At 72.0% G+C, this 16,118-nt stretch carries 7 protein-coding genes and 1 pseudogene; 1 reads left to right on the top strand and 7 read right to left on the bottom strand.

What is annotated here, in order from left to right; genetic code table 11:
- Positions 1-4 precede the first annotated feature (4 nt).
- Positions 5-1,222, top strand: a complete 1,218-nt coding sequence (locus ABZZ79_RS29775; protein WP_356693923.1) for an SAM-dependent methyltransferase — start codon at positions 5-7, stop codon at positions 1,220-1,222.
- Between the two features lie 67 nt (positions 1,223-1,289).
- Here ABZZ79_RS29775 and ABZZ79_RS29770 read toward each other — a convergent pair whose 3' ends face one another.
- The 7 genes and pseudogenes from ABZZ79_RS29770 to ABZZ79_RS29740 form a co-directional block, all read right to left on the bottom strand.
- The gene (locus ABZZ79_RS29770; RefSeq protein ID WP_356693921.1) at positions 1,290-1,787 is read right to left on the bottom strand and encodes a hypothetical protein; all 498 of its coding nucleotides are present in this window, start codon (positions 1,785-1,787) and stop codon (positions 1,290-1,292) included.
- Between the two features lie 12 nt (positions 1,788-1,799).
- A complete protein-coding gene (locus ABZZ79_RS29765; RefSeq protein ID WP_356693919.1) occupies positions 1,800-8,222 on the bottom strand; it encodes an RHS repeat-associated core domain-containing protein in 6,423 nt (2,140 codons plus the stop codon).
- A gap of 86 nt (positions 8,223-8,308) precedes the next feature.
- On the bottom strand, positions 8,309-12,691 hold the full coding sequence (locus tag ABZZ79_RS29760) for a LamG-like jellyroll fold domain-containing protein (RefSeq protein ID WP_356693917.1): 4,383 nt from the start codon (positions 12,689-12,691) through the stop codon (positions 8,309-8,311).
- Positions 12,692-12,781: 90 nt separating this feature from the next.
- On the bottom strand, positions 12,782-13,984 hold the full coding sequence (locus ABZZ79_RS29755; protein WP_356694095.1) for an RNA polymerase sigma factor: 1,203 nt from the start codon (positions 13,982-13,984) through the stop codon (positions 12,782-12,784).
- A 113-nt stretch (positions 13,985-14,097) separates the two neighbouring features.
- A complete protein-coding gene (locus ABZZ79_RS29750; protein WP_356693915.1) occupies positions 14,098-14,460 on the bottom strand; it encodes a YciI family protein in 363 nt (120 codons plus the stop codon).
- A 132-nt stretch (positions 14,461-14,592) separates the two neighbouring features.
- Entirely contained in the window at positions 14,593-15,657 is a 1,065-nt protein-coding gene (locus tag ABZZ79_RS29745; RefSeq protein WP_356693913.1) for an LCP family protein, read from the bottom strand.
- Between the two features lie 85 nt (positions 15,658-15,742).
- A pseudogene (locus tag ABZZ79_RS29740) lies at positions 15,743-15,898 on the bottom strand (cellulose binding domain-containing protein); the annotation flags it as partial.
- Positions 15,899-16,118: the final 220 nt, after the last annotated feature.

Below are 16,118 nucleotides of genomic sequence, written 5' to 3'. Positions count from 1 at the left end.
GCCGGTGAACGAGCTCGACGCCCTGCTGACGCCCGAAGGCCGTGCCCTCCTCGACGAGGTGCGCGACACCGATCCCGCGCAGGAGCTGGCCGTGGCCACGCGGCTGCGCCGTGAGCACCCGGCGGAGCTGGTCTCCGCCGCGCTGGGGCAGGCGCGGCTGCGCCAACGGGCGGCGGCGAAGTTCGCGGCGGAGGACGCCGCGCGGATGTTCTTCACGCCCAACGGCGTCGAGCAGTCGACCCGGGCGAGCGTGGCCGCGTATCGCGCGCGGCGGTTCGAGGAGCTCGGCGTCACCTCCGTCGCCGACCTGTGCTGCGGGATCGGCGGGGACGCCATCGCGCTGGCCCGCGCGGGCATCCGCGTCCTCGCGGTCGACCACGACCCGCTCACCGCGCGGGTGACCCTCGCCAACGCCGAGGCGCTCGGGCTCGCGGACCTGATCGAGGTGCGCGAGGCCGACGTCACGGAGATCGACACCTCCGGGTACGACGCCGTGTTCGTGGACCCCGCCCGGCGCGGCGGCAGACCGGGAGGGGCCGCGCGCGGCGCGTCGGTGAGGGGTGGCGGCCGGTCGGCGGGCGGGCGCATCTTCGACCCGGAGTCCTACTCACCGCCGCTGTCCTGGGCCGTGGGGGCGGCGGCCACGGCACGGCACGCGGCGCTGAAGATCGCCCCGGGCGTGCCGCACGAGGCGATCCCCGCCGAGGCCGAGGCCGAGTGGATCTCGGACGGCGGCGACGTGAAGGAGGCCGTGCTGTGGTTCGGCACGGAGCCGGGCGCCGTGCGCGCGACCCTGCTCCCCGGCCCGCGCACCCTCCTCGGCACCGGCCTGCCCAACCCCCCGGTCCGCCCTCTCGGCCGCTACCTCTACGAGCCCGACGGCGCCGTCATCCGCGCGCACCTGGTCGCCGAGGCGGCCCGGCAACTGGACGGCGGTCTCATCGACGAGACCATCGCCTACGTCACCTCCGACACGCTGCGCCCCACCCCGTACGCCACCGCCTACGAGATCACCGACCAGCTGCCCTTCAACGTCAAGAAGCTCAGGGCGCTGCTGCGGGAGCGCGCGGTCGGCAGCCTCACCGTGAAGAAGCGCGGCTCGGCCGTCGAGCCGGAGGAGCTGCGCAAGAAGGTCAAGCCGCAGGGGCCGAACGCGGCGACGGTGTTCCTCACGCGGGTGGCTGGCGCGCCGACGATGCTGGTCGGTCACCCGGCCGGGTGAGACACGAACGGGCAGGACACCGCCTTGTCGGCGGGTGTCCTGCCCGTTGCCTGCCGCTGCCGGCCGGTCAGTCCTCGTCGTGCAGGTCCTCCGGCAGCAGATGCCGCGCGACCTGCAGGAGCCGCTCCACCCGTGCCGGAGCGGTCTCCACCTCCTTCACGAGCCAGTAGGCGAGGAGAGCGCTGCCCATGGACTCGCCGGACAGGATCTCCTGGTACAGCGACCAGGTTCCGGCCCGGACCGCGTCCTTGCACGCCTCGGCGAGGTCGTCGTCGTCCACGATGACGAACGACCAGAGCAGGTCCAGGAACCGGTTCCGTGCCTCGGGCGAGATGCTCCGGTCGGCGAGGGCGGCCATCAGCACCCGGGCGACGGGGACGACGGTCGGGGTCGCCCAGCTCTCCTGCAGCACGTGGGACTCGATGTCCCTCGGCTCGGCCTCCTCCCGGGTCTGCGCGCGGGCCATCCGCAGCAGTTCGCCGGGGACGTGATCCGCGGAGCCGCACCTACGGCAGGGCAGCGCGGACCAGTCGTACAGGCTGAGCTCCAGCTCCATGGCGTTCATGACTCACTCCCCTCAGTAGTGCTGCTTCTCCCAGATGCCGCCTTCCTGCGGCACGGCACCCGACTGGAACTGGAACGGCGACGGATAGTCCAGCTGGCATTCCGTGCAGACCGGCTTCATGACGGCGACGGTGTGGCCGCCTTCCTCGATCTTCACCGTGTAGGCGATGGTGAACCGCACCTTCGCGGGGTCGCCGCCCAGGGCCCGTACGACATTGCCCTCGGCGCAGTAGCTGGCGCCGGGCTTGCAGCCGCCGGACTGGGCGAGGGCGATGTCGCCCGTCTCGACGTTGTAGCCGCCCACATAGGTCTTGTCCTTCTTACGCTTCGAGAAGTTCTTGAGAGCGTAGTCCGCGACCTGGGACGAGGCCTTCTCCATCTGGCCCGCGTGGGTCCAGCCCGAGGGAGCCTTCTGGATCTCCAGGGCGGGCGGGCCCTTGCCGCCGATGCCGCGGGTGCTGACGTCGGGCCGGGGAATGATCCGCGGCGCCGCCTTCGGCTGCTCCGCCTTCTTCGCCGCGCCCGAGAACAGCCTCCCGAGCGCGCCCTTGACGACCTTCGCCACGGTGCCGGACTTGGACGCCACCTTCGCGCTGCCGCCCGCGCCGGAGGCACCCGGCATGAACGGCACCAGGAACTTGCCGATCCAGTACGAGATCCTGTACCAGGCGCCGCCCTCGTCCGGTCCGCGGACAGTCTGGTAGAGGCTGACCAGGCCGTGGCCCGCCCGGTCGTTCTTGATCTTCTGGGCGTTGCCCTCGGTCCAGCCGAACCGGTCGGTGACCGTGTAGACGCTCTCGGCCAGGTCGTAGTAGCCGTCGACCGCGCCGTTCCAGAAGCCCTTCGTGGCGCTCTTGCCGCCGTCGACGAGGTCGTCCAGCCACTTCCACTGGCCGTTGGCGTCGCTGAAGGTGACGGGCGAGTTCTCGGCGTACGCGTAGCCGTTGAGCTGCTGCGGGTCCGTGAGGTCCAGGACCGGGTCGACGCTGAGGAAGCGCCCGGTGGAGGGGTCGTACTCACGGGCGCCGAGGTGGGTCAGGCCGGTGTCGGCGCTGTCGTCGGTGCCGCCGACGAAGCCCTTGCCGCCGGGCCAGGCCGCCGCCGTGCCGCGGGCGCCGCCGAAGGGCAGCGTGCGGCGCTGGGTGAGCCGCTGGGTGGCGGCGTCGACCGCGAGCTGGCCGGTGCCCTGGTGGTCGGCGAGCGTGAAGGTGACCGTGCCGTCGTCGGACTTGACGGCCTGGTGGCCGCCGCCGAGCGGGAAGTAGCGGGTCGCCTTCGGCTTGTCGGCACCCTTGGCGAGGGTGAGCTCGGTGTGGCCCAGGTACAGCGTGGTCTCCGAGCCGCTGCGGCCGATCAGCCGGTTGCCGTCGGCGCCGTAGAGGTACTCGGTGACCTTGCCGGACTCGGTGACCTTGGCCAGGTGGCCCTCGGCGTCCCACTCCAGCGACTGGCCGCCGCGGGCCGTGGTGTTGCCGGTCGCGTCGTGGTCGTAGGACTCCTTCGCGGTGCTGCCGTCGGGGCGGCGGGTGGTGACCGAGTCCAGGCCGTGCGGGTGGGCGCTGCCGGGCGCCGGGTAGGCGTAGGCCCGCTCGGTGTCCTTGGCGCTGTCGCCGGTGAGGTCGTGCTGGGTCTCGGTGAGACGGTTGCCGGCCTTGTCGTAGCCGTAGGACTGCCAGTACGGCGCGGGTCCGCCCAGCACGGAGCCGGACGGGGCGGCGGCGCAGGTCCTGGTGCCCTGCGTCCACGCCTCGGTCAGGCGCTGGAGGTGGTCCAGGCGGAAGCACTGGGTGTCGGTGCCGGAGCGGGAGGTGTCCGAGACGGACAGGATGTTGCCCGCCTCGTCGTAGCGGTAGGTGTTGAACCGGTCGACACCCGCCACGTCCTGCCGGTCCACCCGCGAGGTCGCGAGGCGCTGGGTGCCCCACTCGTAGGTGTTGGTGACCTGCACCGGCTTGGCGCCGGTCGCGTTGCCGTTCATCTTGTGCTGGAGCGGCTTGCCGGTGCTGGAGTAGCTGGTGTCGGCCGTGAAGCCGTCACCGAGCACCGAGACCGGCCGCAGCGTGTCCGGCTCGTAGGTGTACGAGTAGCCGCCGCCCGGCAGCGCGCCGGCCGCGGACCAGCTCACGCCCTTGACCAGTCCGGAGGGGGCGTACGCGGTGCCGGTCTGGTAGGTGCCGGCGAGGGCGCCCTCCTTCTCGGGCAGGACGACCGCGGAGCGCACCGCGCGGTAGAGCTGGTCGTACTGGGTGACCTTGGTGGTGTACGCGGCGCCGGCGGCGTAGCGCGTGGCCTCGGCGAGCAGGCCCTTGGCGCCGCTGACGGTGTCGTACGTCCACTTGGCGCGCAGGGCGCCGGTGGCGGAGGTGTCCCGCAGCTCGATCTGGCGGTCGAGGCCGTCGTAGACGTGGGCCAGGACGGTGCCGCGGGAGTCCTTGGTGGTGGTGAGCAGACCGCGGTCGTCGTAGGTGCGGATGGTGGTGCCCCGGTCGGGGTCCTCCGTGCGGGTCTCGCGGCCGCGCGCGTCGTAGCCGTACTTCCAGGTGTTGCCGGCCGGGTCGGTGACCTTCTCCAGCTGTCCCCTGGTGGTGTAGCCGTACGTGGTGGTGTCGTAGGCGGCCTCGGCGCTGCGGGTGTGGTGCTGGCGCAGCTCGGTGACTTGGCCCCGGGCGTTGGCGATCGCCGTGGTGGCGGTGCCGCCCTCGGGCGGGATCACCGTGGTGCGGTCGCCGCCGTAGATCCGGCGGGTGATGCCGAGGACCGCGCCGCCGTCGCCGTTGCCCGCGACGTCCCGGGTCTCCGTCTCGCGGCCGAGCCCGTCGTAGGTGTGCCAGGTCTGGGTCTCGACGGTGAGGGCGTCGGCCGGCTTGAACAGGCCGCGGTTCGGGGCCTCCTGGTCGTTGTAGTAGGGCGCGAACGACCGCGCGGCGAGGCCCCGCTCGTCGTAGAAGACGTCCGAGAGGAGGCGTCCGCCGTTCGGGCCGGGGTCCTGCGTCTGGCGCTCGCGCAGGAAGCCGTCGTAGAGGACGTACGAGGCGCGCTGGCCGCCGTTGTTGTCGAGGGTCTGGGTGCGGATCGCGACCGGCTTGCCCTCGTCGACGAAGTAGCCGAACTCGTAGTTGGGCGTCTGGCCGGTGCGCCGGTCGGGCAGCCAGATCTTGTGCGAGCGGCCGAGGGCGTCGTACGCGAACTCGGAGCGCTTGCCGTTGGGGTCGACCTGGGCGGCCGGCCGGCCGCGCAGCGGCTCGAACTCGGTGACCGTGCTCTGCGCCGAGGCGGCGACGCCCGCGGTGGCGGGCGGGGTCGTCTCGGTGAGCTTGGCCGGGAAGCCGGTCGCGGGGCTGTAGGCGGTGGTGGTCGTCCGGCCGTCCTTGCGGGCCGTGCGGACGGGCTGGCCGGTGCCGGTGATCTTGACGTCGGCGGTCAGGTCCGTGGTGCTCAGCCGTCGGCCGTAGGAGTCGAAGGCGGCCTTGGACTCCAGGTAGGTGGCCGTGGTGCCGTCGTGGCTCTTGAGCGTCGCGGACGCGGTGGCGTCGCCCTTGGTCGCCTCGGCGCCGTACTCGCCGCCGTCGTAGGCGGTGCGGACGTCGGAGACGACGTCCTTGGCCCGGTCCGGGGTGCGCGAGCAGGCGCCGAGGACGGTCTCCTCACGCGCGACGAGCGTGCGGATGTCGCCGGGGGCGTAGGTGGTGCGGGTGCAGCGGTCGTCGCTCGCGGTGGTGGTGTCGCCGAGGTCGTCGACCTGGGTGACCCGGCCGGTCGCGGGGTCGTGGTCCGTCTCCGTCGCGGTCGTCTTCCACGAGGAGCCGGCGCCGCCGTCCAGCGAGGTCCAGGACCCGGTCCGGGCGGTGCCGGAGTAGTTGGCGGTGACGGTGCCCCAGTCGCGGACCTTCTTGGCGGTCTCGTGGTGCCAGGGCCGGCTGACGGTCTTCGACAGGACCTTTCCGCCGACGCCCGAGTACACGACGGTCCTGTAGGCGAAGCCGGCCGCCGACTCGTGGTCGGTCAGGGGGTCGCCCTCACCGGCGCCGAGCGCGACGGACACGTCCTTGGTGCCGCCCGAGGTGTTCTCCCGGTCGCCGTCCATGCCGCGCAGGAAGTACGTGTCCTGCTGGGACTTCATGGCGCCGCCCTGGCCGCCGGACTTGACCCGGACCTGGCCGTAGCCGCGCCACTGCGACCACGTCTTGTGCTTCTGCCTGGTCAGGCCGTCGTCGGTGTCGAAGTGCCAGGCCGCGCCGCCCAGGTACTCGTACTGGGTCACCGAGTCCGGCGCGCCGCCGGTGCGGTCGGTCTTGGTCGTGGAGGTGACGACGTACTTGTTGAACCACTGCCGCTCCGGAGCGTCGTCGGCGTCGCCGCCGATGAACTGCGGATAGCAGCGCGTGGCGTTCTTCTCCGGGGTCGGCAGCGCGTCGAAGGCGCAGGCGGGCGCGGAGTAGTTGATGTCGACCTGGCCGCCGTACTCGTCGGCGACGGTGGACAGCCGGGACTTGATGAACGGCGCGAACCCGTCACCGGTCCTGTCGAGCCGGTTGGCGAGCTGCGTGTAGCCGAAGGTGGTCTTCGGCAGGGTGATCGCCGGGGTCGCGGTGTGCCCGGTGTGCTGGATGGAGTCCAGCAGCAGCTGGTAGTCGATGTCGGCCTGGCCCCAGCGGTGGCCCAGCGTCCAGGAGTCGACCTTGGTGAGGGTGTCGCCCTTGAGGACCTCGGTGGTGACGCCGGTCAGCCGCTTGCGGGTGAAGAACACCGGGGACAGCCGCCCCTGGTCGCAGTCCTTGCCGTCGTCGCAGTTGAGGTCCCAGGGCGTGTCGTACCAGTGGAAGGCGTCCTTGCCGATGTCGGCGCAGGTGGTCTTCGAGTCCGGCAGACAGCGCTCGGAGGTGGTGAAGTCGACCCGGGCGAGCGCCTTGGCGGCGTACACGTCGGAGGACTTCAGGCCGTACTCGATCCGGTCCAGGGAGCCGCCGCGCACATAGCGGGTGTCGTCCTTGGCCTTGAGGTTGCGGCCGTAGGAGTTCTTCTCCTGGTCGTAGTGGTAGGCGACCGCGTTGCCGTGCGGGTCCTCGACGTAGTCGAGGTTCCAGCGCCAGGCCTGCTGGCACCAGGAGTCCGCGAAGGCCGCCTTGTGGCAGGGCTCGTCGGCGTCGTCGCCGTAGACCGGGACCGTCCAGGTGGAGCCGGTGGTCGCCTTGCCCTCGGCCCAGCCGGGCAGCCGGTGGTAACCGAAGTAGTAGCGCACGCCGTTGGGGTCGGTCAGACGCCAGTACTCGCCGTCGTTGTCGCCGTTGCCCCGGTCGGTGGAGCGCAGGCGCTTGATGCGGCTGCCGTCGTCCTGCTTGAACCGGAAGTCGTCCGCGCCGGTGGGGACGAGTTCGCCGCCCTTGCCGTTGAAGGTGACGAACGCGTTGTCGTAGCCCCAGCACAGATCGCCCGGCTTGTCGCCGTCGGCGTTCTTCACACCGTCGTCGTGGCAGGGCTTGTAGCGCCGCTCGATGAAGCCGGACCACAGGTCGAAGCCGTCACCGACCCAGGAGGACTGGTTGTTGGTGGTGCCGGTCTGCCCGTCGATTCGGCCCGAGTGGTACGACACCCCGAGGTCGGGGGTCAGCCCGCCCGGGACGTCCGGCACGGGGATGTCGTACGACCAGGTGAAGTCACCGGTGTTGAGGTCGGTGTCCCAGGTCGCCGAGGGGGACAGCTGGGAGGCGGTGTAGTCGCCCTTGCCGGCGGTCTCCTCGGCCGCGGCGACGGCCGCGAGCAGCGTCGGGCCGGACGAGCGCAGGGCCACCTTCGACGCGGTCAGGGTGCGCCGCTCGGTGTCGTTGACCGTCTCGACCGGGGTCGCCGTACGGCACTTGGCCGTGCCGGCCTTGTCCGCCCTGCCGCCCTTGTCGAGGGCGCAGGCGGGGAGCCGGACCAGGGTGAGGCGCGAGCCGAAGCCGCCGCCGTACGCCTCGGCGAAGGAGGAGTAGTCCAGCTTCGCCCCGACCGAGGCGGGCGTACGGCCCTTGCCGTCGGCCGCGTCGAGCGTGAACAGCACGCCGTTGACCCCGGCGCGCTCGGCCGCGGCGCGGCCCAGGACGCGGGCGGTGACGGACGCGGGGGCGGCCCCGGCGGCGGAGCGCGCGAGGCGGCTGCCGGTGCGCGGGCCGGTCACGTCGACCAGGGCCGCGCCCTCCTTGGGCCAGGAGGCCCTGGGCCTGCCCTGGGGCGTCCTCGGCCCCTTGGTGAGAGCGCGGGGCTCCGCCGTCAGGGTGTCGTCGCCCTTGACGGGCTTCTCGGCCGCGGGCAGGCCGGGCAGGTCATGCCGAGTGTCGGGGGTGGTCGCGGAAGCGGCCGCGGTCTGCAGCACCGTGCCCACCATGACGGCGGACAGGGTCAGCGCCACCCGTCGTCGGACCGCTGTGCGCAGTCGCGATCTGGATGTTCCAGACATGAGTGATCGTCAATCCTCGTGGGAGGTGTCCGGCCCGCCCTGAGCAGGGCGGGCCGGTGAAGGAAGAGATGAAAGAGCGGGCGGCGTCAGGCGCCCGGTACCTCGGTCGGCAGGTCGAACCAGGTGGTGGCGAGCTTCTCGACCTGTTCGTCGGTCAGCGCGCCCTGGAAGGTCCACACGTCGTCGACCAGGCCCGGGAAGTACTCGCCGTAGCCCGTACCGGACTTGGCGCGACCGATCTGGAAGGACTTGGCCGCCTTGAAGGCCAGCGTGTTCTCCGCCCAGGAGACCTGCTCGGCGCAGCCGCTCTGGTCGGCCTCGCCGTCGCCGTCGGCATCGCCGCAGGAGACCACCTGGAGGTTGCCGTTGACGTACAGCCGCGCCTGCTTGGCGAAGCCGTCGTAGACCACGGCGAGGTGGTTCCAGTCGCGCACGTCGAGGAACTCGGTGTTCTCCACGCGCACCACGGTCGCGTCCGCGCCGTCCTGGTCGGCCACCGCCAGCTCCCAGCGGCCGGGGGCCTCGGGTTTGGCATCCGGCACGAACCGCACGGCGAAGGCGCTCTGGGCCGAGCCCTCCGCGCTGAGCAGGGTGACCCCGCTCTTGGGCACGGCAGCGGCCTGCGCCCAGGCGGTCACGGTGTAGCTGGCGCCGGTGTCGACGGGGACCGCGGTGGTCGCCGCGTGGCCCGTGACGCCGTCCAGGTCCAGGCTGCCGGAGTCGATGAAGGCGGTGTCCGCCTTCTTCGCTCCGCCGCCCAGCGTGAGCGCGCCGCCCCCGGTCACCGCGTTGGGCGTGGTGACGGTGGAGGTGCCGGTGGTCTCCTCGAAGTTCCAGCGGCTCCTGACGAGGGGCCGCTGCTGGAAGATCTGGCGGACCTCGTCGTCGGCGACGGGCCGGTCGAAGAGCCGGACGTCGTCGATGGTTCCGGGGAAGTGGTCGACGATCTTGCCGGTCCAGATGGCCCGCCCGATCTGCAGGGGCCCCTGGGCCTCCCAGGTCTTCGGCGCGGCGTCGGTGCCCTGGAGCCGCCCGTTGACGTAGAGGCGGATCTGTTTGGCGGTGGCGTCGTGGACGGCCACCAGGTGGGTCCACTCACCGGGCCGCGCGGGCTGGGTGCCCCGCACCACCTGTTCGGTGATATTGCCGGCCTGGACGTCCTCCAGGGAGGTGCGCAGGCTCCAGGTGTTCGGCGAGGCCTCGTAGGAGAGATAGAACGGGCTGTAGTACGTGCCGTTCTGGCTCACCACCGTGCGGTTGCCGGTCACCCCCGCGTTGAGCTTCGCCCAGGCGGAGACGGCGTAGGAGCCGGCGGTGTTGAGCACCGGGCGGTCGGTGGCCGCGTAGCCGGTGCCGCCGTTCAGGGTCAGGGCGCGGCCCGCGACCCCGTCGGCGCCCGTCGTGGCCCCGCCGTTCAGGGTCAGCGGCTGCTCGGGGGCCGCGCCGACGGTCTCGGTGGCGGTGGCGGCCTCGTCGAGCGGGAAGACCGCGCGGGCGGGGCGTCCACCGGTGAGCTCCTGGTCCTGCTGGAGCCGCGCCGCCTCGGTGGCGCTCAGGGCCCGGTCGAAGATCCTGAGATCGTCGACGGTGCCCGGGAAGAAGGCCCCGGCCTTGCCGTTGTAGCTGCCGGCGCCGATCCGCAGGCCCCGGCGGGCCTCCCAGGCGGTGGTGTAGGCGGTGGAGCCGGAGAGCTTGCCGTTGACGTACAGCCGCAGCTGCTTGGCCTTGCCGTCGTAGACACCCGCGAGGTGGGTCCACTCCCCCGCCTTGGCGTCACCGGGCGCGGCCGCCATGGCACGGGCGATGGAGGCGTCGGCCGTGTCGGCGGTGTACTGGTTGAACACCCAGCGGTCGTAGTACTGGGAGTAGTACAGCTCGAAGCCCGGGGAGTGGTTGCCCGGCTGGGCGGCGATGATCGCCGCGTACGCGGGCATCTTGTCGAGCCGGGCCCAGGCCGCGACGGAGAAGCTGTCCGAGGTGTCGACCACGGTGAGGTCGGAGTCGGCGTACCCGGACGTGCCGTCGACATGCAGCGCGGTGCCCTTGCGGCCCTCGGCGCCGAGGGTGGCCCCGCCGGTCAGGCGTACGGTCCGCGGGGCCGTCGCACCGGCGGCCCCGGTCGCACCGGCCGGCTCGTCCAGCCGCCAGGCCGCGCGGTCGGGCTGACCGGCCTTGACCCGGAACTGGTAGGTGCGGATCTCGGAGCCGTTGCCCGCCGCGTCGAAGGCCTGGGCCGTGACGAAGTTCAGGCCCGCCCTCGCCGGCAGCAGCTGCACGGACTTGCCGGCGCCGCCGCTGGTGGTGATCTGCGTCGAGCCGGACGGGTCGGTGTTGAACCCGTAGCGGTAGCGGACCACGTCCGTCTCGGGCGAGTCGAAGGCGAAGCCGCCGTACTGGCCGACGCCGTCGTACCAGGGGTCCTCCGGATCCTCCGGGTCGGAGGCCGGGTAGTGGCCCGAGGAGATCGAGGGCGCCTTGGGCACGCTGGTGTCGTGGACGAAGTAGCAGCCCGCCGCGGTGCCGGAGTGCGACCACGGGGAGTGCTGGGCGCCGTCGTAGGACCGGACGTACCAGCTGACCCGCTTGTTCTTCGGGATCGAGGACGGCAGGGCGATCGAGAAGCCGGAACCGGACTTCTTGTACGACGTCCGGGCGGGCTTCCAGCGGGCGGTCCAGCCCTTGCCGTCACCGGCGTCCCAGGCCGCCTCGAACTCGACGGCGATGTTGTCGCCGTCCGGGTCGGTGATGCCGTTGGCGTAGATCTTGCCCAGGGTGCGCACCCGGGGCTCGCTCGTGTGGGGCTTGCAGGTGCCGCCGTACTCCATGGTGAGCTGCGACATCTTCACCTGCGGCGGCGGGCGGTTGTACTTCACCCGCAGGAACGCCTTGTCCGAGAAGCGCTTCCAGCCGTACCGGTCGCTCTCGCTGCCGGCGCGCAGGCCGAAGGTCATCGACGACCATTTGCCGTCCGCGGCCTCCTGGACCGCCGACTTCACATCGAACTCGGCGTCCTTGGAGGCACAGCCGGTGAAGCCGTAGGCGAAGGACGAAGAGCGCAGCTGCTTGATCCAGAACCCGGACTCGTTCTGCGAGTTCCACGTGGTCGACGAGGAGATGCCCTTCGTCCGCCACAGCTCCACCTCGCGGTCCGAGCAGGACGCCGACCAGGTGTTGCGGACCACGAACTCGGCGGACAGGATCGTCCGGCCCGCGTAGGCGGAGGTGGGCACCTGGTAGAAGAGCCGCTTGGTGTCGTAGGGGGCGCAGTAGTCCCAGTTGCAGTAGCCCATGCCGGCGTCCGGCTTGCCGTTGAACTTCCACTGCGGGGAGGACGCCCAGTGCTTCGACGCCATCGTCCACGAGCTCGCGCGCGGCGAGTACCACTGCGGGTCGATGAACACCGGGTACTCGGTGTTCCGGCCCTTCAGCACTCTGGCGTCGGGCCTGAGCACCAACTCGCGTCCGCCCGCGGGCAGTTCCACGTCGACGGGAGCGAGCTTGGCGGTCTCGCCGGGGCCGGTGCCGGTGCCGGTCGCGGGCGCGCCGGCCGCTGCGGACAGACCGGCGGTACGGCGCTGCGGCGCGGCGGCCGCCTTACCGGTGGCCGCCGACTTGCCGGGGGCTGCCGCCTTGGTGGCGGCTGCCGACTTGGTGGCGGCTGCCTTGGTGGCGGCTGCCTTGGTGGCCGCCGTCCCGCCGGTGGCCGGCGTGCCGCCGCTGGAGTCCCACATCAGCGGCTTCGGCGCCTCGAACACCGCGTTCCCGGCGCCCTTGTCGACCGCGGCCAGGCCACCGCCCGCGGTCTCCTTCACGTCCATGCCGTCGGCGGCCAGCTTCAGCCGCAGCTCGGCGAGCGCCGGACTGGCCGCGGCCTCGGCGCTGTTGACGACGAGCAGCTGGGTGAACCCGTCCTCCTGCGCGCCCATCCGCAGATCGACGTCCGGCAGGACGTTCCGGTACGTCGCCGTGGCGCCGTCCAGCTGGGGCGCGGGCAGGGTGCCGGGCCAGGACAGCGCGAGCCGCCGGCCGGCCTTGTCCATCCGGACCAGCGGCACCTGGGTGCCGCCGCCGGAGAACTCCAGCCCGATCGTGGCCACCTTCGGCGCGACCGTGCCGTGGCCGGTCCGCGCCAGCTCCGTGTCGATCGGCTTCCACTCGCCGTCGACCCGGGCCCGGACGGGACGCAGATGCTCCCGTCTCTCCAGATCTCCCTCGGGGGTGACGAACACCTCGGTGCTCTCACCGCGCAGTGCGGTGACCTCCACGCTTCGGCCGGTGCGTACGGCCTGCTCCCGCGCCTCCTTCTCGGACAGCGGAGCGTTCCCGGAAGTGGTCAGTTCCCGGGTGTCCGTTGCCGTCGAGGAGACGGCCGCGCTCGCGGTGGCGGGCAGCAGCCCGACCGCGAGTGCGGAGCTGAGAGCGATCGCGATGGTTCCCCCGACGCCGCGCATACGCGCATGCGTCTGCATCTTCACTTTCCCCCACATCATGAAAAACGTATGAAGTTATTTGGTCGGAGGGGAACTTAACATGACCCGTCGAGCGCTCCGCGAGGCGCTCTAGAGCAACTCCCGTGCACGGCCCAGCAGCAGCTCGCGTTCCCGTTCGTTGCGCGCCAGCCTCGCGGCCCGTTCGAACTCCGCCCGCGCCTCGGCCGTCCGGCCCAGACGGGCGAGCAGGTCACCGCGGACGCTGGGGAGCAAGTGGTAGTCGCGCAGGGCGGGTTCGGCGGCCAGGGCGTCGACGATCCGCAGCGCCTCGGCGGGGCCCTCGGCCATCGAGACGGCGACGGCCCGGTTCAGCTCGACCACCGGCGAGGGGGCGCGGGCGGCGAGCATCCCGTAGAACGCGGCGATCCGCGGCCAGTCGGTCTCCTCGTACGTCGCCGCCCGCGCGTGGCAGGCGGCGATGGCGGCCTGGAGGGCGTACGGCCCGAAGGTGCCGCCCTGGTCGACGGCCCGCTCCAGAGCGGCGAAACCGCGCCGGATCAGCAGCCGGTTCCACAGCCGCCGGTTCTGGTCGGCGAGCAGCACCGGCTCCCCGCCGGGCCCGGTCCGCGCCGCCGTGCGCGAGGCCTGGAGCTCCAGCAGGGCGGCCAGTCCGTGTGCCTCGGCCTCCTTGGGCACCAGCGCGGCCAGCACCCGGGCGAGCCGCAGCGCGTCCTCGCACAGGGCCGGGCGCAGCAGGTCGTCGCCCGCGGTGGCCGCGTACCCCTCGTTGAAGATCAGGTAGATGACCTCCAGGACCGAGCCCAGCCGGGCCGCCCGGTCCTCCCCGTAGGGCACCTCGAACGGCACCCCGGCCCTGGCCAGCGTCCGCTTGGCCCGCACGATCCGCTGCGCGACGGTCGGCTCCGGCACCAGGAAGGCGCGGGCGATCTCGTCCGTGCGCAGCCCGCCGACGAGCCGCAGGGTCAGCGCCGTGCGGGCCTCGGCGGACAGCAGCGGATGGCAGGCGGTGAAGATCAGCCGCAGCACGTCGTCGTCGATGTCCCCGGGGCCCGAGGGCTCGGGGTCGTGCGACTCCTCCGTCAGCTCGCGGCCGGCCTCCGCCAGCTTGCGGGCGTACGTCTCGCGCCGCCGCACCAGGTCGACCGCGCGGTGCTTGGCGGTGGCCGTCAGCCAGGCGCCCGGCCGGTCCGGGACGCCCTCCCGGGGCCACTGCTCCAGGGCGGCGACGAGCGCGTCCTGGGCGATCTCCTCGGCGATGCCGACGTCCCGGACGATCCGCGCGACCGTGGCGATGATCCGCGCGGACTCCATCCGGAAGACCGTGTCGAGTGTCCGGGCGACCGAACCCACCGGATCGGCCGCGTCCGTGCTGTGTGCCCTCACACCTCACATGACAGCACACGGCACCGACAGCGGCCGCGCGCTCAGAGGCCCGGCTCCTCGACCTCGCGGACCTCCAGGCCCACCATCCACTTCTTGGGGTGGACCTCCAGGAAGCGCTTTCCCCATTCGATCGCCTCGGCCATGTCCTTGCACTGCATGAGGGCGTAGCCGCCGACGACCTCCTTGGTCTCGGTGAAGGGGCCGTCGGTGTACGACAGCTTTCCGTCCGACCAGGTGATCCGCGTGGACTCGGCGGTCGGCTTGAGCCCGGCGGTGTCCAGCATGACGCCGGCCTTGGTGATCTCCTCGAACAGCGCCGCCATGCGCTGCTCGAAGCCGGGGTCGGCGGACGCCATGTCGATGGTGTTCTCCTCGATACGGACCAGGGACAGATAGCGGGGCATGGTGACTCCTCGTGTTCCGGCGGGGCCTGTCCCCGCTCTCACCCATGCGTCGAACGGGAGACGGCCGGATCGACATCGTCGCCGGGATTTTTTTCGCGCGCCTGTCGAGAGGGCTCGTGACAGCGCTCCGCCTCAGCGCAGCGACTCCCACAGCCGCCCCGCCTCCGGCTCGTCCGCGACCACCCGGTTGCGGTCCCAGGCCGCCGGGACCACCGGCATGGTCACCGTCTCGACCGCGTCCGCCGACAGTCCGGCGAGGCTGCGCCCGAGGCCCATCAGCTCGGTGAGCGAGTCGAGGCCGGTGTCGGTGGTCAGGCTGCCGGTCACCGTGTCGGCGACCCGGTAGAGCCGGGCCGGGTCGGTGAGCAGGCCGCCCGCGGAGATCCGCTCCAGCAGGGCCGTGACCAGGTGCTGCTGGAGGCCTATGCGGCCGAGGTCGCTGCCGTCGCCGATGCCGTGGCGGGTGCGGGCCAGGGCGAGGGCCCGCTCGCCGTCCAGCAGATGGGTGCCCGCCGCCAGCCGCAGATGGCTGTCCTCGTCGTCGATGTCCTCGTCGGTGGTGACGGTGACCCCGCCGACGGCGTCGACCAGCGCCGCGAACCCGGCGAAGTCGAGCTCGGCGTAGTGGTCCATGCGGACCTCGGTGAGCTGCTCGACGGTCTTCACCGCGCACACCGGGCCGCCCACCTCGTAGGCGGAGTTGAACATCACCGACTCCCTGGGTGCCGTCTCGCCGCCGGACGGCAGCGGGCAGGAGGGGCGGGCGACGAGCGTGTCGCGCGGGATGCTGACCACCGTGGCCGACGTACGGCCCGGGTCGACATGGACGATCATCGCGGTGTCGGAGCGGCCGCCGCCGCCGTCCCCGCCGCCGAGGCGCTGGTTCTCCGCACCCGTACGGGTGTCCGAGCCGAGGACCAGGATGTTCAGGGCGCCGCTCGGCACGGGCGGGCCGGACGGCGAGGCGGACGGGGTCGTCATGGGTCTGGGCGGGCGGTCGTCGCCCAGGGCCTGGTCGATGTCGACGCCGGTGATGTTGTCGCTCAGCCGCCAGTACGCCCAGCCCGCCGTGGCACCGGCCAGCACCAGCACTCCCGCCAGAGTGAGGCCGACGGTCTTCAGCACTGCCGACCGCCGGCCCGCTCTTCTGCCCTCGTCCTCGTTCCCGGTGGTTCCGTTCTCCTGGTGACCCGTCACGGACAGGAACGTACGTCCGAAATATTACGGGCGGGAACGGCACTCCATATTTTCTTGGGAGAATCTCATCTTTCCCGGGTCGGGTTCAGCCGATCGTCACCACGGGGATCGGATTGCCGCCGTTCCAGGAGCCGTTGAACCCGAAGGTCACCGAACCGCCGTCGGGGACCGTGCCGTTGTACGAGGCGTTCGCGCACATGACGGCCGAACCCGACTGGACGCAGTCGGCGACGTTCGACTGGAGCGACTTCACGGGCGGCGCGGATCTCGCCACGGACGGCATCTGCGAGCTGTCGCGATCGGCTCGTCCGTGACCGTCCGCAACACCGGCGACCGGCGCGGCACCGAGGTCGTCCAGCTCTAGCTGCAACGCCGTTCAGTTAAGGGCGGGGCCGGGGCGTCAAGTGCTGGTTGTGAGCATGGTGATGTTGATGGCTGCTTTGTAGGTGGTCCGGTCGATG

Source organism: Streptomyces sp. NPDC006458 (assembly GCF_040612135.1).
In the GTDB taxonomy this organism is placed as follows: domain Bacteria; phylum Actinomycetota; class Actinomycetes; order Streptomycetales; family Streptomycetaceae; genus Streptomyces.
Note: the sequence above shows the minus strand (reverse complement) of the source record. Positions and strands in the feature narration are given on the sequence as shown.